The 18,971-nt window shown below is 64.2% G+C and carries 18 protein-coding genes; 6 read left to right on the top strand and 12 right to left on the bottom strand.

Translation table 11 applies throughout. The features are described from left to right. The first annotated feature begins 44 nt into the window (after positions 1-44). Positions 45-224 (top strand): hypothetical protein, encoded by a 180-nt coding sequence (locus tag NR187_RS06760; protein ID WP_027519499.1) that lies wholly within the window; start codon positions 45-47, stop codon positions 222-224. Between the two features lie 17 nt (positions 225-241). Here NR187_RS06760 and NR187_RS06755 read toward each other — a convergent pair whose 3' ends face one another. Both NR187_RS06755 and NR187_RS06750 read right to left on the bottom strand, forming a co-directional pair. After that, a complete protein-coding gene (locus NR187_RS06755) occupies positions 242-1,699 on the bottom strand; it encodes a carboxylesterase/lipase family protein (protein WP_256806099.1) in 1,458 nt (485 codons plus the stop codon). A gap of 80 nt (positions 1,700-1,779) precedes the next feature. Further along, the gene (locus tag NR187_RS06750; protein ID WP_306235253.1) at positions 1,780-2,028 is read right to left on the bottom strand and encodes a hypothetical protein; all 249 of its coding nucleotides are present in this window, start codon (positions 2,026-2,028) and stop codon (positions 1,780-1,782) included. 191 nt (positions 2,029-2,219) lie between these two features. Between NR187_RS06750 and NR187_RS06745 the strand changes: the two genes are divergently transcribed. The 4 genes from NR187_RS06745 to NR187_RS06730 all read left to right on the top strand — a co-directional run bounded on the left by NR187_RS06745 (position 2,220) and on the right by NR187_RS06730 (position 6,025). Then, on the top strand, positions 2,220-4,907 hold the full coding sequence (locus tag NR187_RS06745) for an alpha/beta hydrolase fold domain-containing protein (protein WP_256806097.1): 2,688 nt from the start codon (positions 2,220-2,222) through the stop codon (positions 4,905-4,907). Between the two features lie 132 nt (positions 4,908-5,039). Further along, the gene (locus NR187_RS06740; protein ID WP_211384632.1) at positions 5,040-5,312 is read left to right on the top strand and encodes a hypothetical protein; all 273 of its coding nucleotides are present in this window, start codon (positions 5,040-5,042) and stop codon (positions 5,310-5,312) included. Positions 5,313-5,423: 111 nt separating this feature from the next. Next, a complete protein-coding gene (locus tag NR187_RS06735) occupies positions 5,424-5,729 on the top strand; it encodes a hypothetical protein (protein ID WP_256806096.1) in 306 nt (101 codons plus the stop codon). A gap of 14 nt (positions 5,730-5,743) precedes the next feature. Next, on the top strand, positions 5,744-6,025 hold the full coding sequence (locus NR187_RS06730; protein ID WP_256806095.1) for a hypothetical protein: 282 nt from the start codon (positions 5,744-5,746) through the stop codon (positions 6,023-6,025). On the opposite strand, the gene NR187_RS06725 is transcribed toward NR187_RS06730, so the two are convergent. The 4 genes from NR187_RS06725 to NR187_RS06710 all read right to left on the bottom strand — a co-directional run bounded on the left by NR187_RS06725 (position 6,000) and on the right by NR187_RS06710 (position 11,451). Next, positions 6,000-6,155: a hypothetical protein gene (locus NR187_RS06725; protein WP_256806094.1), complete on the bottom strand. Its 156-nt coding sequence runs from the start codon at positions 6,153-6,155 to the stop codon at positions 6,000-6,002. The genes NR187_RS06730 and NR187_RS06725 overlap by 26 nt on opposite strands. A 102-nt stretch (positions 6,156-6,257) precedes the next feature. Beyond that, positions 6,258-6,782, bottom strand: a complete 525-nt coding sequence (locus tag NR187_RS06720) for a septal ring lytic transglycosylase RlpA family protein (protein WP_256806093.1) — start codon at positions 6,780-6,782, stop codon at positions 6,258-6,260. A gap of 301 nt (positions 6,783-7,083) precedes the next feature. Next, positions 7,084-8,736 carry an NAD-dependent malic enzyme gene (locus NR187_RS06715; RefSeq protein WP_211384628.1) on the bottom strand — a complete coding sequence of 551 codons (1,653 nt, stop codon included), beginning with the start codon at positions 8,734-8,736 and terminating at the stop codon, positions 7,084-7,086. A 375-nt stretch (positions 8,737-9,111) separates the two neighbouring features. Then, positions 9,112-11,451, bottom strand: coding sequence for a mechanosensitive ion channel domain-containing protein (locus NR187_RS06710; protein WP_256806092.1), 2,340 nt, complete (start codon positions 11,449-11,451; stop codon positions 9,112-9,114). Between the two features lie 759 nt (positions 11,452-12,210). Between NR187_RS06710 and NR187_RS06705 the strand changes: the two genes are divergently transcribed. Beyond that, complete coding sequence (locus NR187_RS06705) at positions 12,211-13,101, top strand: MBL fold metallo-hydrolase (RefSeq protein ID WP_211384626.1); 891 nt, start codon at positions 12,211-12,213, stop codon at positions 13,099-13,101. A gap of 194 nt (positions 13,102-13,295) precedes the next feature. Here NR187_RS06705 and NR187_RS06700 read toward each other — a convergent pair whose 3' ends face one another. The 6 genes from NR187_RS06700 to NR187_RS06675 are packed head-to-tail and all read right to left on the bottom strand — an operon-like array spanning position 13,296 to position 18,896. After that, positions 13,296-14,225: a polyphosphate kinase 2 family protein gene (locus NR187_RS06700; protein ID WP_211384625.1), complete on the bottom strand. Its 930-nt coding sequence runs from the start codon at positions 14,223-14,225 to the stop codon at positions 13,296-13,298. Continuing rightward, the gene (locus NR187_RS06695) at positions 14,185-15,204 is read right to left on the bottom strand and encodes a branched-chain amino acid ABC transporter permease (RefSeq protein WP_211384624.1); all 1,020 of its coding nucleotides are present in this window, start codon (positions 15,202-15,204) and stop codon (positions 14,185-14,187) included. Before NR187_RS06695 ends, NR187_RS06700 begins: the two co-directional genes overlap by 41 nt. Then, positions 15,201-16,082: a branched-chain amino acid ABC transporter permease gene (locus NR187_RS06690; RefSeq protein ID WP_211384623.1), complete on the bottom strand. Its 882-nt coding sequence runs from the start codon at positions 16,080-16,082 to the stop codon at positions 15,201-15,203. Before NR187_RS06690 ends, NR187_RS06695 begins: the two co-directional genes overlap by 4 nt. A 13-nt stretch (positions 16,083-16,095) precedes the next feature. Further along, positions 16,096-16,800 (bottom strand): ABC transporter ATP-binding protein, encoded by a 705-nt coding sequence (locus NR187_RS06685; protein WP_211384622.1) that lies wholly within the window; start codon positions 16,798-16,800, stop codon positions 16,096-16,098. Further along, positions 16,800-17,570, bottom strand: a complete 771-nt coding sequence (locus NR187_RS06680) for an ABC transporter ATP-binding protein (protein WP_211384621.1) — start codon at positions 17,568-17,570, stop codon at positions 16,800-16,802. Before NR187_RS06680 ends, NR187_RS06685 begins: the two co-directional genes overlap by 1 nt. A gap of 15 nt (positions 17,571-17,585) precedes the next feature. Further along, the gene (locus NR187_RS06675; protein ID WP_306235176.1) at positions 17,586-18,896 is read right to left on the bottom strand and encodes an ABC transporter substrate-binding protein; all 1,311 of its coding nucleotides are present in this window, start codon (positions 18,894-18,896) and stop codon (positions 17,586-17,588) included. Positions 18,897-18,971: the final 75 nt, after the last annotated feature.

Here is an 18,971-nt window from a genome sequence, read left to right as displayed (position 1 = left end):
CGGCGTGGCCGAAGGAATCGGCCTGAAGACAAGCGAGACGTAAGATGAAGAAGTTTGCGCTGGGGGACGTCGTCAACAGTGACAAGGGCCGCCGCGGCGTCGTTCGCGCCGCCTACAGGTCGAAGGAAGGCCAGCAGTTCTACGCCGTCGAGAAGGACGGTGCGATGGACTATCTCGAGGAAGACCGGCTGAGCCCGGCGCCGCGCGTCGAGCTCGCGGCTTAAGTCCAGCTCATCCAGCCCTAGCGCCCGAGCCGGTCGAGACGCTCCGTCCAGGGGTCGTCTCCGCTCGCAATCCGATCGTTCGTGATCAGCAGCAGGCGATCGCGGCCTGCCGCCACGTCCCAGCGTGGCAGGTCGGGGCCGTTAGGATCGCCGCTCCTGGCGAAGTTGATCCAGTAGGCGCGCATGCGGCTTGCGACCTCGCGATCACTTCGTGACAGGATCCCCGCACCGGGCACGCCTTCCACACCGAAGATGAACTGCAACTCGCGCCCGTGACCGCCCTCGGGATTTGCGCGCCGCGCCTCCGGCACATAGCCGAAGCGATAGCGAAAGGTCGGCGCGCCGCTTGCCGCATGCAGGCGCGCCAATAGCCTCACCGGCTCCGAGAAGGCCTTGTCGGTGTAGAACCTCGCCGCGAGCTCCGAAGACCCGGCGAGGTCCGGATAGAGCTTGCGCAGCTCATCGCTGGTGGTGCCGGACGATGCAAGCTCCTCCTTGATTTCCAGCTCGCTGTCGAAATTCGTCTCGTCGTCGGTCGAGCCGATCATCAGGGGAATGCGGCTCTCATGTCCGGCCGCAAAGCCCGCGGCAGGATCCTCGATCACCAGGCTTCCATCGATCATCGGCGCGAAGCTGCGCGACGATTTTTCCAGCAGATGCCTTTCGGCGGCGAGCAGGCGTCGCGGCTCGGCCGCGCGCGGATCCGCCTGCCGCCCAAGCGCCGCCACGAATTGCCGGCCCACGAGCTCCGCCTCCTGCGCCGAGCGCAGTCGCATACGGCCGGGCACCGATTGCAGAATGGCTTTCTGGAAGAGATCGCGCGATTGCGCGGACAGCATCAGCAGCGCGATCGACGCCGCGCCGGCGCCGCTGCCGAACAGCGTGACGTTGCCCGGATCGCCGCCGAAGGCCGCGATGTTGTCGTGCACCCAATGCAGCGCCGCAATCTGGTCCATCAGACCGTAATTGCCCGAACCGCCTTCCGACAGATCGGGGTCAATGAGCCAGCCGAGCGCGCCGAGACGAAAATTCACGGTCACCACGATCAGGCCGGCCTGCGCGAGTTTCGCGCCGTCGAACAGCGGATCGTTCGCGGTGCCGGTGACGAAGGCGCCGCCATGGATGAACACCATCACCGGCAGCGGGCCGTCGACCCCGAAGGGACGGAACACGTTCAGCGTGAGGCAATCCTCGCGCGCGCCCGGCAGCGATGGCTGAAGGCAGGGCGCGCCGTACTCATAGGCGGTGTGCATCTCGGCGTTCTCGGCCGTGGCCTGCGGGGGACGCCAGCGCAGGGCGCCGACCGGCGGCGCTGCATAGGCCAGCCCCCTGAAGGACGCGACTTCGCCTTCGACGGCGCCGAGCATCTGTCCTTCACGCGTCAAAGCGAATGGAAACTGTCCGGCGGGCTGGGCCGCGGCCGGGCCGGTGCAAAGGAATGCGGAAGCCGCAGCAAGCGCGAGCAAGGACCGCATCTTGGTGGATCTCGATGCGCGGACGGGTTCGCCGTCAGGTTACGTCCGCGTCCCATGGGGAAGCAAGCGCCGCAGCGGCCCTAACCGTTCTTAGCGATGAGCTCCGCGAGCGCGCGCCGTGCAATGATGCCGAGCTCACCGAGCGTGGAGTGACCGGACTGTGCCGCCTCGATCAGGCGCTCGGCGATGAACCTGCGGCTGTCGTGATCGCCGCCATGCGGCAATTGGCGACACGTCTCCTCCAGGACGACGTCCATGTTCGCTTTGGTCCGTTCACTCAACTCTGTCATGACGCTCGGTCGGCACGCGTGGCTAGTATCCGCAAGCATACACAGAGGGATGTGGTCTGATGAGTCCGGGCTATCCCGGCGATTGTGCATCGCGATGCGTGTATCGCCGCAACCTTCGCGCGGCCACGGCTGACGCCACAAATGGCTACCGAAGATTGCACTTGTTCTGATGACAAGCCGAGCCTGCGGCGATAGCCTGCCGGCAAAACAAAATACACGGGAGGAATGCCATGCCTGACGCAATGGTTGCCGCACGTGAATCCAAGGCGGCGAGCGGAGCCCAACGGGTCGATGTTGCCGTGGTCGGTGCGGGATTTGCCGGCCTCTATCTTCTTCACCGGCTGCGCAAGGCCGGCTTCTCGGCGGTCACACTCGAAGAGGCCGGCGATGTCGGCGGCACCTGGTACTGGAACCGATATCCCGGCGCGCGCTGCGATATCCAGACCATCGACTACAGCTACACCTTCGATCCGGAACTTGATACGGCCTGGACCTGGTCGGAGAAATACGCGACCCAGCCCGAGATCCTGCGCTATCTCGGCTTCGTCGCGGACCGCTACGACCTGCGCCGCGACATCCGCTTCAGGACCAAGGTCACCGAAGCCAGATGGGACGAAGCGACCGAGCGCTGGCAGCTCACCACCGACAATGGCGCGCCGGTCTCCTGCCGCCACTACATCATGGCCACCGGCTGCCTTTCGGCGCCAAAGCCGCCGGAGATCGACGGCGTCAAGGATTTTGGCGGCAAGGTCTATTTCACCGGACGCTGGCCGCATGACGGCGTCGATCTCGCCGGCAAGCGCGTCGCGGTCATCGGCACGGGCTCGTCGGCCATCCAGTCGATCCCGCTGATCGCCGAGCAGGCGGCGCATCTGACCGTGTTCCAGCGCACGCCGAATTTCGCGCTGCCTGCGCATAACGGCCCCGCGCCGTCCGATCGCATGGACCTGTTCCAGAGCGACCGCGCGGCCTATCGCGAGCAGGCACGCCAGTCGATGGCCGGGGTGCCCTACCCGCAACAAACCGTCGTGAGCTGGCAACTGAGCGATGCCGAGCGTCGTGAGCGGTTCGAACGTGCCTGGGCAGCCGGGGACCTCGTCCACATCCTGACGCAGCTCTGGGCCGACCAGGCCGTCGATTTCGATGGCAACGCGCTAATCGGCGAGCTCATTCGCGAGAAAATCTCGGCGGCGGTGAAGGATCCGGAAACCGCGGCGGCGCTGATGCCGCACGATCATCCGTTCGGCGCCAAGCGGCCCTGCCTCGATACCAACTACTACGCCACCTACAACCGGCCGAACGTCACGCTGGTCAATCTGCGCCAGGAGCCGATCAAGGCAATCACCGCAAGCGGCATCACCACCGGCAAGCGCAACTTCGACGTCGACGTGATCGTGTTCGCGACCGGCTTCGACGCCATGACCGGCGCGATCCGCGCCGTGCATCCGATCACCGGGCGCGGCGGCAAGTCGCTCACCGATGTCTGGGCGCAGGGACCGCAAACCTATCTCGGGCTCACCGTCGAGGGCTTCCCGAATTTCTTCATGATCACCGGGCCCGGCAGCCCGTCGGTGCTGTCGAACATGGCGGTGTCGATCGAGCAGCATGTCGATTGGGTCGTCGACCGGCTCGCAGCGCTGCGGGATGCCGGCTTCACCACGATCGAGCCGACCGAGACGGCGCAAGCCGGCTGGGGCCGGCACATGGCCGACTGTTCGATGGTGACGCTGCACCGGCTCGCCAACACCTGGTACACCGGCGCCAACGTACCCGGCAAGGTGCAAGGCCTGATGCCCTATACCGGCGGCGTCGGTCCCTATCGCAGCATCTGCGACGAGGTCGTCGGCCGCGGCATGCTCGGCTTCAGGCTCGCCGGCCCCGACATCGCGGCGCAGTGCAACGACGGCGAGGTGGTGCGGCTGCAGCCGGATGTGCGGCTGGTGCTGAACCTGCTCGCGTCGCTCAACCTGCCGCCGATCGAGTCGATGGGCGCGCTAGGCGCCCGCGCCTTCGTCAACGAGTTCAACAAGGGCCGCCCCGCAGGGCGGCCGATCGGTGACATCGTCGACGGCACGCTGCCGGGCACCGACGGTCCGCTGCCCTATCGTGTCTACAAGCCCGCATCGCCCGGGCCGCATCCGGTCGTGGTCTATTTCCATGGCGGCGGCTGGGTGCTCGGCGACGAGCAGTCGGACGACCCGTTCTGCCGCGACATGGTGCGGCGAACCGGCATGATGTTCGTCAGCGTCGGCTATCGCCACGCGCCCGAGCATCGCTTCCCGGCCGCAGCCGAAGACGGCTATGCGGCAACGCGCTGGATCGCCGAGCACGCCGCCGAACTCGGCGGCAAGCCGGGCCCGGTGCTGGTCGCTGGCTGGAGCGCCGGCGGCAACATCGCCGCCGTCACCTGCCAGCTCGCACGCGATCGCGGCGGGCCTGAGATCGCCGGCCAGCTCCTGGTCTGTCCGGTGACTGACTGCAGCTTCGATCGTCCCTCCTACAACGACAATGCGACCGGCTATTTCCTGACCGGTTCTCTGATGTACTGGTTCTGGGACCTCTACTGCTCACCGGCCGACCGCACCGATCCGCGCGTCTCGCCGCTGCGCGGCAAGGTCTCAGGGTTGCCGCCGGCCTTCGTCGTCACCTGCGAATTCGATCCTCTGCGCGACGAAGGCATCGCCTATGCCGAGGCGATGGCCGCCGCCGGCGTCCGGGTCGAGCAACTCAAGGCGCGCGGGCATTTCCACTCGTCCTTTGCGATGGTCGACGTGGTGATCACCGGCGTCTCGGGCCGGGTGCAGATGGCGGAAGCCTTGCGCCGCTTCGCCGGACTGCCGCCGGAGGTCGGCCGCGGCGACGAACACAGCCACGGTCACGGCAGCCCGGGGCACAGGATTGCGGCCGCCGCGAGCTGAGAACGGCAAGGTGGCCGGGAACCTTTTCCCGGCCGCCGCGTTGAGGCTCACGTGGCATTGAGATGCAGCGACAGATGTAGGCCCCGGCACGCAAGTCCGCGTGCTGGGGTGTTTTTTGCGTGAGGCGGTGCGATGGGGGACGTTGCTGGGGTTTCAAAGGTCGATTTCGGCATGCTCGCGGCGCTGCATAAATGGCCGTCGCTTGCGAACCAGCGGCGGCCCGACAGAGATTCCTATCAGGTCAGCGAAGGCACGCTCGACGAATGCATCTCGGCCTTCATGGAGAAGCCGGCGGCCACCAGGCACCTCTACGAAATCCATACGGCGGCGCAGCCGCCCCTGGTCACGGATATCCTTTCGCCCGAGCACGTCATCGAGCTATCGCGGCTGAGGGAGTATCTCTGATTGCGTGCAGACACCGAAGCTGCACGCGTCCGACAAGCTTCTCACCAACGAAGGAACCTTCTTCCGGTTTTTCCCGTTAACGGGTCGAAAGCCAAGGCGAGGGTATCTGAGATGCTTGAAGCTGGCGTACCATCCCCGGTCGTGCCCTATGGCGCAGACCAGACCTTGTTCGTGGTGATCGATCGCCGCGACAAGGCGACTGAAATCCGCATCGAGCGAACCGACCTCGACGCCACGATCCGCGAACTCGTCGCCGGCTGCTTCAACGATCCCATCAAGGTCATCTCGTTCAACACGCTCGAGCACTGGATGAAGGATATCTCGACCGACGTCGCCGGCGAAATCCAGGCGCGCTGCGACATCGATGGCGTGACGCTGCCCGACTATCTCAGCGACTTCGTCGAGAACCACAGCTAACGACGCGCCGCGCGGTGATCGCCGTCAAATTGCAGGCAACAAAAAAGCGCCGCTTCCGCGGCGCTTTTCGTGTGGCAACGTCAGTGATGCCAGAACAATGCCAGCAGCAGAACGATCGGCAGCGGCACGCCAAGCAACCAAAGCAAAGCACCTCGTCCAAAACCCATGACTTCTTCCTCCTCATGCACCGTCCAGATGACGCAGGAGGCGAAAAGAAGTTCCGCGCCTCAAAGCGACGGGGAATGCGTCCGCTGCATGGTTTAGGAGGAGTTATGCGCGCCGATATTTCGCGGTGATGACCTCGATTTCGCGGCGGCGTTCGCCGGCGAAGCTCAGCAGCTTTTCGATCGTCAGCGTATCCGTGATCCGTTTGGCGAGCCGCTCGGCGCGTGCAGCCTGATCTTCGAGATACTGGATCGTGTTCAAGCGTCCGCCTCCCCAAAAGCCCCGAATTGTTCGGGCATCCATGGTGCTTGAGAAGCGGCTAACAGTCGGTTAAGCGGCAGCGTCCTGGTCGTTCAATCGCACCTATCGCACGACGTCGAGCCTGACATTGGTAATGCCCTTGTCCATCATGCCGAGCGCCTCGGCCGCGGAGGGAGAGATGTCGACCACGCGTCCGCGAACATAGGGCCCGCGATCGTTGACCCTGACGGTCACGAAGCGGCCGGAGGAGACGTCGGTGACGCGCAGCTTGGTGCCGAACGGCAGGCTGGGATGGGCCGCGGTCAATTCGTTCTTGTCGAACTTCTCGCCGCTCGCGGTCTCGGTATCCGAATAGAAGCTGGCAACGCCATGCGAGGCGGTTTGCTTTGCGTCTCCGGCACGGTCAGGCGCACGCGCCCGGCTGATCGGCCGCGGATGCAGCGCCGCGACCCTGTGGGGGCGCTCGACATTGGCCTGCCGGCTTGTGCCGGCGAGATCCGCCTTCTGGCGGCCGACCGGCGATTGCGCGCAGGCGGCGAGCGAGGCGGCGCCAAGGATGGCGAGCAGCAACCGGCCCGAGGTGACGAGGGAAATCCGGGTACTTTCGGCACGTGCAATGCGATACATGGTACGCCCTCCGAACGACCCGCAGTTTCGGTGGGCAATGAGGGCAGAACCTTGTCAGAACAAAAGCACGCCTGAGGCCGCGGCCATTTCGCGCCAGCTGTGACGATTCCACCACACTGGCCTGTCCTGAATCGAGACAGACTGGTGAAAAATCAACGTGATGCGGCGAGCCAAGCGCCCCGGGCTTGTATCTCCGGCATCCGGATTTCTTGGACCACGGGCAACGCGTGGATGGCCGAGACAAGCCCGGCCATGACGATGTGAGAGCGTTAGCCAAGCCGTTCCGGCTTCCCGCAACAGCTTAGTACTTCGGCTCGTACATCTGGGATTGGACCAGGCCCTTCACGTCGTTGGGCGCGGGTCCGTCCGAGAGCCCGCGCTGGAAGGCGACGTCTGCGACGGCGGCCGCGATGCGTACCGAGACCTCGCGAATACGAGGGAGCGCCGGATAGAGGCTGCCCTGCGCGAGGTCCTCCTTGCCGACGCAATCGGCAAGCGTATGGGCGGCGGCCATGAACATCTCATCCGTCACCAGCCGCGAACGGCTGGCAATGACGCCGAGGCCTACGCCGGGGAAGATGTAGGAGTTGTTGCCCTGGCGTGGCACGAAGGTGCGGCCGTTGAGCTTGACCGGGTCATACGGGCTGCCGCAGGCGAACAGTGCGCGGCCCTCGGTGTAGCGATAGGCATCCTCCGCCGAGCACTCGGCCTTCGAGGTCGGGTTGGAGAGCGCGAATACGATCGGCTGTTCGTTCAGCTCGGCCATTGCCTTCAGCACGTCGGGCGTGAAGGCGCCGCCGACTGCGGCAACGCCGATGATCGCCGTCGGCTTCAGTGTCTTGATCGCCGTGAGGAAGTCGGCGATCGGCGCCTGGTCGGAATGGGCATAGCGGAGCTTGTGACCGTGGAGGCCTTCGCGACTGCCGACGACGAGTCCGCGGGAATCCACCAGCCAGTTACGCCGGAGCGCTTCGGCTTCCGAAGCCCCCTCCGCCATCATGGCGGAGACCACGAGATCGGCGATGCCCGTCGCCGCCTCGCCCGCGCCGAGGAACAGGATGCGCTGGTCCTTCAGCCTGCCGCCGTTGACGCGCAAGGCTGAGAACAGGCCGGCGAGCGCCACCGCCGCGGTGCCCTGGATGTCGTCGTTGAAGACGCAGGCCTCGTCCCGATATTTGTGCAGCAGCTTGAATGCCGAGTGATTGGCAAAATCCTCGAACTGGATCAGCACGCCCGGAAACGTCTTTCGCGCGGCGACCATGAATTCGTCGACGAAGCTGTCATAGGCCTCGCCGGTGAGCCGGCGCTCGCGCAGGCCGAGATAATACGGATCGTTCAGAAGCTCTTCGTTGTTGGTGCCGACGTCGAGCACGATCGGCAGGCAATGCTCGGGATGCACACCGGCGCAAGCTGAGTAGAGCGAGAGCTTTCCGACCGGAATGCCCATGCCGTTGGCGCCGAGATCGCCGAGTCCCAAAATGCGCTCGCCGTCGGTGACGACGATCAGTTTTGCGGGGTTGGGCCAGTTCTTCAGAATGTCCGCGATCTGGCCGCGATCGCGCGAGGAGATGAACATGCCGCGCGGACGCTGGTAGATCAGGCCAAACTTCTGGCAGGCGAGCCCGACCGTCGGCGTGTAGATGATCGGCTGGATCTCGTCGATATTGTCGACGACCACGCGGAAAAACAGCGCCTCGTTGCGGTCATGCAGTGCGTTCAGCGCGACGAATTTTTCCAGGTCCGTCGGCAGCATGCGCAGATTGGTCAGCACGCGCTCGACCTGGGTCTCCATCGTCAGCACGCACGGCGGCAGCAGGCCGCGCAGGCCGAGCGCGTCGCGCTCCGCTTCCGTGAAGGCGGTGCCCTTGTTGAGCAAGGGGTCACGCAGCAGCGCCATGCCGTGCGCGGAGTCGGATGATGTCGAATGGGCGCTGACCCGAGCAGGTCTATTCACGAATTCCCCCAGGGAGTTTCTTATTGAACAGCCGACATTGTCGGCCACCGCTCACCTGAGATCAAGGACGTAGAATTCTAGGCATTGATTGTGATCTCGCACCGCAGCGAGAATGCCGCGCAGCATGAAAGGTTAACGTCGCAGCTCTCTCGCCTCATGGTGAGGAGCGCGGCACGCGCGTCTCGAACCATGAAGGCTCCCGATCTCGCCCGCGGCCATCCTTCGAGACGGCCCAGGATGAGGCAGGAATGCTCTTGGCGCCTCGAAACTACTCAGGCTTGATGTCGGCGGCTTTCACGATCGGCCACCCTTTCTCGGTGGGGCGGAGTGAACGATGCCGGTTCGACCGAGGCAAGCAGTAAGTTTTCCGAGCGACTATCCAGCCGCTCTTCGCTGCGTGAGGTTCACGGCGCCCTCGGCCGGCGGCGCGATGTGCATCAAGATGGTCTGGGTGGCGGACGCGACCTCGATGCCGTTCTGCTGGAAACGCTGCTTCATGCGGCGGTTGAATTCGCGCTGGACCGGCCAGCGGCCGGCCTCGGTGCAGCGTATCTGGCCGACGATCGACACCATGGCGCCATCGACCTTGTCGATGCCCCAAAGATCGAGGTCGCCGCGGATCAGGCTGCGGAATTCAGGCTCGCGGCGCATCTCGTCGACGATGTCCTTGAGGATCTGGCCGGCACGGTCGGTGTCCTCCTTGTAGGCGACGTTGACGCTGACCGAAGCATTGCCGGCGCCACGGCTGGCATTGGTGATGGTCGTGACCGCGCTGAACGGCACGATGTGCACGGCGCCGTCGCCTGCGCGGAGCCTGATCGTGCGGATGGAAACGTTCTCGACCACGCCCGACAGTCCCGACACGCTGACGTTGTCGCCGACCTGGACCGTGTTCTCCAGCAGCAGGAACAGCCCGGTGATGAGGTCCTGCACCAGCTTTTGCGAACCGAAGCCGATCGCGATGCCGACGATGCCGGCGCCCGCCAGCAGCGGCGCGACGTTGACCCCGATCTCGCTCAGCGCGGTCAGGCCGACGACGGTGGCTATCAGGCACAGAAGCGCCGTCCGCAGCATCGGCTGGAACGTGCGCAGGCGCGCGGCGCGGGCATAATGCCCGTCCCGCGACAGTGTATTGATCTGACGGTCCAGCAGCGCGTTGCTGGCTTCCCAGATCGCCGCGGCGATGAAGACGGCGATGCCGATGGTCGCCACCGCCGAGATCAGCCGGCTGCCGATCTGGCCGCCGTAGAACCAGACGATGGCATCGACGCCCCAGACCTCGAGCACCGCTACGAAACCAATGAAGGCGATGACACCTGAGACGATCTTCCGCAGCAGCGGCAAATAACGGTTGGCCCGGATCTCGAGGCCCGGAAAGCGCTGCAGGATCTCCGGCTTGATGCGAAAGCCGCGATCGATCAGGCTCAGCGTCACCATGATGGCGACGCGGGTGATCAGCACCACAGCGATAGTGCCGACGAAATATTGCAGCAGCAGCGAATAGCCGTTGCGGATATTGAGCGCCCAGACCGCCCACAGCGCGATGTCGAGCGCGATGGCGAGATAATGCCAACCGCCGGCGATACGATTGCGCATCCGGGCCGCGATGCCTTGCCGGTCGGCGGGCGCACGGATGGCTTCGGCGACCTGACGGCGGCATTGCAGGATGATGACGACGACGAAGAGGTGCACGACCAGCATCACCATGCGCAGCAGCGCCGCATAGCCGGCGCGATGCAGCCCGAGCAACAGCGCCACATTGGCAAAGGCGATGCCTGAGACACCGACGCCGACGATGCGGCGCGCCCAGATCTCGATATAGGCCGCGGTCTCGGCACGGACCGGAAACAGGCCGTAGGGGCCCGCCAGTGCGCGGACGACACAGATGAGCCCGCGCGAGAACGCATAGGCATTCACGACCGCGAGGATGACGAGACGGACGGTGGCGGGGTCGCCGATCTCCGTTCCGAGCAGCGTGGTCGCCACGCCCACGAAGATGACGACGGGAAGCAACTCCAGCAATAGGCGTCCGAGTACGAAGGGCAGCCGCAGCAGCAATTGCCACGCGCGCGCCAGGCTGACGCGGCGCCGGTGCTGCTCGGGCTGGGCGGCGACGCCGGACGCGGACGATGGAGGGTCGCCGGCGGCCAGCGGCTGTGCCGGTACGTGCACGGTCTGCGGCACGCGCGATTCGAGGAATATGACCGGGCGCCGGATCAGCCGGAAGATCACCCATTCCGCCGCGAGGGCGCAACCGAGCACCAGCGCGAGCTTCCAGGCGATCTCGATCAGGAGATTGTAGGCTGTTGGATCGTTCGCGGTCCGCACGATCCAGTAGTAGAACGCCGGGAAATGCGTGAGCGTACGGGCAACGTCGGCGACCTGGCGCGAGATATCTCCGATCTCCTCGGACACGGTGAGCAGGAGCTGCGCCCCGAGGCCGTCGGCCGAGAGCGGGATCGCAGATTTCTGCTCGGGCGCGGGCGGTGCAGGCTGCTGTGGACCGGATGCATTCGCGATCGCGCGCAGCGTGTCGATCATCTGCGCGCGCTTCTTGTCGTCCTGGAGCGTCTCCAGTGCGCGCCTGGCATCATCCGGCGACAGCGCGGCAGCGTTGCTGGTCGCTGGCACAGCTGGCTCGGCGTGGGCTCCGGCGAGAGATGCGACGGCGAGGAAGAGAGCGGCAAGAAGCGCGGGGGCAAGCTTATGCGACACGAGGATTCCCTGGAAAAAATAGATGCGTCCCGGCGGAATCGGAGCGGTCACCGCCGAAACGCATGCGTCATGTCGGATGGTCGTTATTCGCCCGCGTCCTGTGTCGGAAGTTTGCCGATGGGGCGACAATCTCTTGGCATTTGCTGCAACGCAGGATCGGGAAGGCGGCTCGGCAAAGACGCGCGCGCCATAGAATCCGGTGCACGCAAAACCTCTCTCGTCATTCCGGGAATCGGACCCGGAATGACGGTGAGGAGGAGGAGAGAAAGCAGGCTATCAGGACATTCGCGCAGGTGGCCTCGTCAAGGCATCCAACACGATGAGCGGGCTGTAAAAGCACAGCGCCGGGCAGGTAGGGGCCATGCCACACTGATGCAGCCCTCTAGACCTTGACCCGGCGTGCCGTTCGCGGTTTGCGCCGCTATGCGATAGTCCGAACGAGCTCCATCGCACTTAACGCGGCTGGATTTGCGGAGGTGGTGTCATAGACCTCCCCTTGCTCTTGAGGTGGACGTTGCGCGTCGCGTATTCGCGACCATCTGCATGGTCCTCCTGCGACACAAAACTGTCAAGCAGGATCAAAGGCCCAAGCCATCACAATTGAACGTGGCAGTTCCGCGAGCGGCAGCGCAACGCATCATGACCTGTCGGTTTGGACGGCCTGCGACCCGATGTAGCGGAATAAAGTCTTCCCGGCAGCGTTAGTGATGATGAGGATATCCACCTCTCCTGCCCTCCGTCATTTCCAGAAAGCCTGAGATGAAGATATCGATTTGCCTCATTGCGCTTGCCGCGCTCGTTGCCGGAATTGGATCGGCCGCCGCGCAAAACCCGCCGCAGACCTCGACCAAAAAGGTCGACGGCACCGAGAACGTCTACGTCTTCCGCTATGGCGGCCACCAGTCGATGTTCGTGGTGACGCCGAAGGGCGTGATTGCGACCGACCCGATCTCGTATTTGCGGCCGGCAAAACCCTATATCGACGCGATCAAGGCGGTCACCGACAAGCCGATCAAATACGTCATCTACAGCCATCATCACTACGACCACATCGCCGGTGGCCAGCCGTTCAAGGATCTCGGCGCCACCTTCATCGCGCACCGGCGGACCAAGGAACGCCTGCTCGAACTGAAGAAGCAGAAATCCCTGCTCGCCGACGTCGTGATGCCGGATGAGGTGGTGGACGACAAGAAGACCATCACGCTCGGCGGTACCACGCTGGAGCTGGACTATGTCGGCCGCAACCATTCCGACAACTCGCTGGTGATGCGGCTGCCGAAGGAGAAGATCGTCTTCGTCGTCGACTTCGCGCCGATCGAGTCCGTCCAGTTCCGCAACATTCCCGACAACGCCTCGCCGCTGGAATACATCGCCTCGCTGAAGAAGCTGGCCTCGCTCGACTGGGAGCGGATGATCCCCGGTCACCCCTATGCCGGCGGACGCTTCGGCACCAAGAAGGATATCGAGGACGATATTGCCTACATGGAAGACCTCTCCGCCGAGGTGAAGAAGGCAGCTGATGCCGGCAAATGCTTCGACACCGCGATGAAGGAAGTGAAGCTGCCGAAATACGAGAAATGGGGGAACTACGAAGCGGGCCTTCCCGCCAACGTCGAGCGCTTCTGCTACTGGTGGGGCCGCGGGTATTGAGGGGGGCACAGGGGCGATGATGACATCATGCCCCTGTTTTGCCCGACGCGTCAAACAGATTTCGTAAAATCCGTATCCATTCGGGTGGGCGGTCAAGCCATTGATTTCGCTGGCACCGGCTACTGTGCATGGGGTTGTTTTCGAACTTTTCGTCGGGGGCCGGCGAGTACGCGGGTTTTGCCGCTTGCCGGCGATCACCTTGCTCGCTTCTTGCTCTCCTTCTCCTCCTTCTGAAGCGCCTCGCGCACCGCTTCGAACTCCGCAGCCGAGGCCTTGTCGGCGCGGGGAAAGCGCAAGTCCAGCTTTTCGAGCGCGGCATTGATCACCGATCCGATCACGACCCGTGCGAACCATTTGTGATCGGCCGGCACGACGTACCACGGCGCATGGGGCGTGGCCGTGTGGCGGACGATGTCCTGATAGACCGCCTGGTAGCGCGGCCACAGTGCGCGCTCCTTGATATCGCCCATTGAGAACTTCCACTGCTTGGCCGGATCCTCCAGCCGGTCGAGGAAGCGCTCGCGCTGCTCCTCTTTGGAGACGTTGAGGAAGAACTTCAACACCAGTGTGCCGTTGCGGTAGAGGTAGCGCTCGAAAGCCGAGATGTCCTCGAACCGCTCTTTCCAGATGTTCTTGGTGACGAGCTTTTGCGGCAGCTTCTCCTTGGCGAGGATCTCCGGGTGCACGCGTGTCACCAGGCATTCCTCGTAATGGGAACGGTTGAAGATGCCGATATGCCCGCGCGCGGGCAGCGCGACCGCGTGACGCCAGAGGAAATCGTGGTCCAGTTCGTTGGTGCTCGGGGCCTTGAAGGCATGGACCTCGCAGCCCTGCGGATTGATGCCCTCGAAGATCGCCTTGATCGCAGAATCCTTGCCGCCGGCGTCCATGGCCTGGAACACGATCAGCAGCGACCAGCGGTCCTGGGCGTAGAGCCTCTCCTGAAACTCGATCAGCCGCTTCTTGTTGGCGTCGAGAATGTCCTGCGCCGTCTCCTTGTCGAGGTCGTCCCTCTCGTTGGTCTTGTGGTCCTTGAGATGAAACTTGCCCGACCCATCATAGCGAAACGGCGTGATGTAGCGGTCAAGTTCCTGGGCGAGCGATTTGGACGGCTTCTTGCTCATGAGCGCGGGGCACCTTGCGTTGCGGCTTCAATCGGTCGAGCACGCTACCAAGGATACCCTTGGGAAGGAATATGATGAAAAGGACCAGCAGCACGCCGTAGACGAGATTGTCCCAGCCGACCGCTTTGGTGCCGAAGCCGATACGCAGGGTCTCGGCCAGCAAAATTGTGATGACGGCGCCGAAGGTCGGGCCGAGCGAGACGAACAGGCCGCCGACGATGGCCGCGAACACCATCTGGAGCGAGACCGCGATGCCGCTGACGGTGTCGGGCGTGATGAACATCTGGTACTGGCAGTAGAGCGCACCGGCCAGCGCCGTCATCAAGGCGCTGAGCAGCGTGATCTTCAGCTTTTCCGCGGTGACGTCGACGCCGGCCGCGGCCGCGGCGTCCTCGTCTTCCGAGATCGCCTCCAGCGCATAACGTGCCATGCTGCGGTCGACCCAGTGCCAGACCACGATGCCGAAGAGCCAGACCCCGAGCGCGATCAAGTACCAGGTGATCTTGTCGTCGAATTGCAGCGCCAGGAGCTTGTTGCCCGAGGCGCGGTTCGGCGTATAGCCGAGCGAGCCGCCGGTATAGTCGCGCGTCGCGGTGATGACCTGGAGCACGATGCCGGAGAGCGCCAGCGTCACCAGCACGAAATAATGCCCGGTGATGCGGAAGCGGAAGCAGGGATAGCCGACGATCAGCGCCAGCGCGCCGGCCGCGACCATGCCGATGGGAATGCCGATCCAGGGCGACCAGCCGAGATGATTCCACAAGAGCGCGGTGACATAGGCGCCGATCCCCATGAAGCCGCCGTGGCCGAGCGAGACGAGGCCGAACCGCCCCATCATCGACCACGATGTATAGGCGAACGACCAGATCAGGATCAGCACCAGGATGTGCAGATGATAGGGATCGCGATAGACGAAGGGCAGCGCGATCAGCGCCGCCAGCCCGACCGCCCAGGCTGCAAGGCGCCCCTGCCCCATCATCGGCGCCTCGCAAGCAGGCCCGCGGGCCGGATGAACATCATGACGATGAAGAAGGCGAAGGCGAGCACGTAGCCCCATTCGAGATCGGAGAACAGGCCGCCGAGCGAGATGATCTCGGCGAACACGAAGGCGGCGATGAAGCCGCCGATGAAATTGCCGAGCCCGCCGAGCACGCAGATCAGGAAGGTGATGGGTCCGAAGGAGAGACCGACGAAGGGATGCACGTCATATTGCAGCACCAGCAGACAGGCGGCGAGCCCGGCCAGCGCGCCGCCGAGTGCAGAGGTGATCAGGTAGATCTTCTTCGTATCGACGCCCATCAGCGCCATGATCTGCCGGTCCTGCGAAATGGCGCGGATCGCGGTGCCGGTGAAGGTCCGCGTCATGAACAGGTAGACCGCGACCATGCCGACCAGTGCGGCCAGGAACGACAGCAGCCGTGCGTAGCTGAAATTCATGTCGCCGAAAGCGAGCACCGGCAGGCGGATGCCGAGATTGCGGAAGTCGATGCCGAAGGCAACGGTGGCAAAGCTCTGGAGCACGAACAGCACACCGCCCGTTGCAAGCAGCTGGTTGATCGGCGGGGCCGTGAGCAGCGGCGCAATCACGAGGTAGTGCAGCGCGGCGCCGAGCATCGCAACCAGCAGAATCGTGAGCGGCGCGGCGACGAAATAGCTGACGCCGTAATACTGCACCAGGAAATACATCGCGTACATGCCGATCATCACCAGTTCGGCGTAGCAGATCCAGGTCACGTCGATGACGCCGAAGATCAGATTGAGCCCGAGCGCGAGCAGCGCCAGCACGCCGCCGAGCAGGATGCCGTTGATCACGGCTTCCAGCAGGTAGATATCGAAAATGTCCAGAAAAGCTTGCATGCCCGCATGAACCTCACACCCCGAGATACGCTTCCTTGACCGTGTCGCTTGCCAGCATCTCCGCCGACGTGCCGGACGATCTGATCGTGCCCGCCTCGATCAGATAGGCGCGATCGACGACTTTCAGCACCTGCTGCACGTTCTGCTCGACGATCAGCACCGTCAGCCCGCTGGCCCGGATCCGCTTCACCAGCTCGAACACCTGCTGCACCACGACCGGCGCGAGTCCCGCCGAGGGCTCGTCGAGCAGCAGCAGCTTCGGCTTGGACATCAGCGCGCGGCCGATCGCGCACATCTGCTGCTCGCCGCCGGACATGGTGCCGGCCATTTGGTGGCGGCGCTCCTTCAGGCGCGGAAACAGGTCGAACACGACGTCCAGCCGCTCGGCATAATGGCCGCGCGCCTCCTTCATGAAGGCGCCCATCTTGAGATTGTCGTCGACCGAGAGCTGCGGAAACAGCCGCCGGTTCTCGGGCACATGCGCAATGCCGAGGCTGACGATCTTGTGCGGCGGTGTCGCCACGACATCGACACCCTCCATCCTGATCGACCCGCGCGAGGGACGGATCAGGCCGGAGATGACGCGCATCAAGGTGGTCTTGCCGGCGCCGTTCGGGCCGATGACGCCGACGGCCTCGCCGGCTTTGACGTCGAGATTGACGTCGAACAGCGCCTGGAACGTGCCATAGCCGGCATTGACGCCGCGGAGCTCCAGCATCACTGCCCTCCCGCGCGGCGGCGCGCTGCGGCGGCCGCGGCCTGCGTGGTCTCGGCGTCGGTGCCGAGATAGACCTCGATCACGCGCGGATCGCCGGCAACCGCGCTCGGCAGTCCCTCCGAGATCTTCTCGCCGTGATCGAGCACCATGACGCGGTCGACCACGCGCATCAGCACGCCCATGATGTGCTCGACCCAGATGATGGTGATGCCGAGCTCGTCGCGGATGTTGCGCAGCATATCGGCCGCCTGCCCCATCTCGGCTTCGTCGAGACCGCCGAGGCTCTCATCGGCAAGCAATAGTTTTGGCGCCGTGGCAAGCGCTTTCGCCAGTTCGAGCTTCTTCAGGCCGGCCGCGCCGAGGCCATCGACGCTGGCATGGCGATCGGTCGGCAGGCCGACCATGGCGAGCGACCGCTCGGCCGCCTCCTCCGCCCTGGCACGGCTGTGGCGGCCCTGGCCGTAGAAGCCGGCCAGCGCGACGTTCTCGAAGATGGTCAGGCGGCGGAATGGCCGCGGAATCTGGAAAGTGCGGCCGATGCCGCTGTTGATGATCCGGTGCGGCGCGAGGCCCGCGATCTCGGAACCGCCGAACAGGATCGAACCCGAGGTCGGCGCCAGCGTGCCGGAGAGCATGTTGAAGATCGTGCTCTTGCCCGAGCCGTTGGGGCCGATCAGGCCGAGGATCTCGCCCTGATCGACTTTGAACGACACGTTGTTGACGGCGGTGAAGCCACCAAAGCGCTTCACCAGCCCGCTGACTTCCAGCACCGTCCCGCTCCGCCGCTACTGGTTGCTGTAGGTGGTGCCCTTCGGCAGCGGCAGTACAGCCTCGCGCTGCGCCTGGCTCTTGGGCCACACCACGGAGGATTTATCGTCGATATACTGGATCACGACCGGGAATGAGCGCTCGTTCTGCCCCGCCATCGGCGTGCCCTCGCCGTAGAACTTGACGCCGAAGCCGAGCATGGTGCCGCCCTCGGGGATATCGGTATCGAGCGCGGCCTTGCGCAAGGCGTCTGGATCGACCCCGCCATATTTCTTGATCGCGCGCGGCAGCACGTCGGCCAGGAAGACATACGTGTTGGAGGCACCGATGCCGACATGGGCGGAACGGATGGCGACGCCGGGCCGGATCTTGTCGAACTCCTCACCGACCATCTTGATGACGGGCGGAAGCTTCGGATCCATGGTCTTCTGGTTGGCGAGCCAGATCGAGATCGGATCGGTGTTGAAGATGTAGGTGGCGTCGGCTCCCATGCCCTCCTTCAGCTTCTCATAGACGCCGTAACCCGCACCGTGCCCCATCAGCGCGCCGAACTTCAGGCCCTGCTCCCGGGCCTGGCGCAGCAACAGCGTGATGTCGGGGTTATAGCCGGTGTGAAAAATTACGTCGGGCTTGGCGCGCTTCAGCTTGGTCACCAGCGCGGAGAGATCAGGCGCGGTGGCCGAATAGCCCTCCTTCATCACGACGTTGAAGCCCGCCTTCTTCGCGCCGGCCTCGTTGCCCCTGGAGACGTCGACCCCATAGGCGCCGTCCTCGTGGATGATGGCAACGCGCAAGTCCTTCGGCTCCTTGCCGAACTTCGCTTCGGCGTTCTGCGCGATGAAATCCATCGTCATCATGCCGAACTGGTCGCCGCTCGCCTGCGGGCGGAACACGTATTTGTAGCCCTTCTCGTTGAACACGGCCGACGAGATGCAAGTCGTCATCCACATGAACTTCTTGAGCTGCTCGACGCGCGCGGCCACCGGCACGCATTGCGCCGAGGAGAAGAAGCCGAGCACCATGTCGACCTTCTCCTGCTCGAGCAGGCGGACGGATTCGTTGATGGCGATGTCGGGCTTGCTCTGCGCATCGGCGTAAACCGCCTCGATCTTGTAGCCCTCGACGCCGGTCCTGGCGAAATGGTCGAGGATGATTTTTGCGCCGATGTAACCGAGCTCAGACCCGCCGCCGGCGAGAGGTCCGGTCAAATCGAAAACGACGCCGATCTTGATCTTCTTCTCCTGGGCCTGGGCGGACATCGCCAAGCCCGTCGCTGATATCGCGACCAACAGCCCACGTACCAAGCGGGCAGCCATGCGCAGGCGCATCAAAACCTCCCTGGACCATTGTGCATTGCATTCTTTTTGCTTTTGCTTTTTTCCCATCACATGGGTTGAGCGAAG

The organism is Bradyrhizobium sp. Bra64, from assembly GCF_024519875.1.
GTDB classification, from domain to species: Bacteria; Pseudomonadota; Alphaproteobacteria; order Rhizobiales; family Xanthobacteraceae; genus Bradyrhizobium; species Bradyrhizobium japonicum_G.
This window is presented reverse-complemented; position numbering and strand designations above follow the sequence as displayed.

Excerpts from the sequence above, each read along its gene's own strand:
- NR187_RS06760 (WP_027519499.1), top strand. The coding sequence starts at position 45 with ATGAAGAAGTTTGCGCTGGGGGACGTCGTCAACAGTGACAAGGGCCGC.
- NR187_RS06755 (WP_256806099.1), bottom strand. The coding sequence starts at position 1,699 with ATGCGGTCCTTGCTCGCGCTTGCTGCGGCTTCCGCATTCCTTTGCACC.
- NR187_RS06750 (WP_306235253.1), bottom strand. The coding sequence starts at position 2,028 with ATGCTTGCGGATACTAGCCACGCGTGCCGACCGAGCGTCATGACAGAG.
- NR187_RS06745 (WP_256806097.1), top strand. The coding sequence starts at position 2,220 with ATGCCTGACGCAATGGTTGCCGCACGTGAATCCAAGGCGGCGAGCGGA.
- NR187_RS06740 (WP_211384632.1), top strand. The coding sequence starts at position 5,040 with ATGGGGGACGTTGCTGGGGTTTCAAAGGTCGATTTCGGCATGCTCGCG.
- NR187_RS06735 (WP_256806096.1), top strand. The coding sequence starts at position 5,424 with ATGCTTGAAGCTGGCGTACCATCCCCGGTCGTGCCCTATGGCGCAGAC.
- NR187_RS06720 (WP_256806093.1), bottom strand. The coding sequence starts at position 6,782 with ATGTATCGCATTGCACGTGCCGAAAGTACCCGGATTTCCCTCGTCACC.
- NR187_RS06705 (WP_211384626.1), top strand. The coding sequence starts at position 12,211 with ATGAAGATATCGATTTGCCTCATTGCGCTTGCCGCGCTCGTTGCCGGA.
- NR187_RS06700 (WP_211384625.1), bottom strand. The coding sequence starts at position 14,225 with ATGAGCAAGAAGCCGTCCAAATCGCTCGCCCAGGAACTTGACCGCTAC.
- NR187_RS06695 (WP_211384624.1), bottom strand. The coding sequence starts at position 15,204 with ATGATGGGGCAGGGGCGCCTTGCAGCCTGGGCGGTCGGGCTGGCGGCG.
- NR187_RS06690 (WP_211384623.1), bottom strand. The coding sequence starts at position 16,082 with ATGCAAGCTTTTCTGGACATTTTCGATATCTACCTGCTGGAAGCCGTG.
- NR187_RS06685 (WP_211384622.1), bottom strand. The coding sequence starts at position 16,800 with ATGCTGGAGCTCCGCGGCGTCAATGCCGGCTATGGCACGTTCCAGGCG.
- NR187_RS06675 (WP_306235176.1), bottom strand. The coding sequence starts at position 18,896 with ATGCGCCTGCGCATGGCTGCCCGCTTGGTACGTGGGCTGTTGGTCGCG.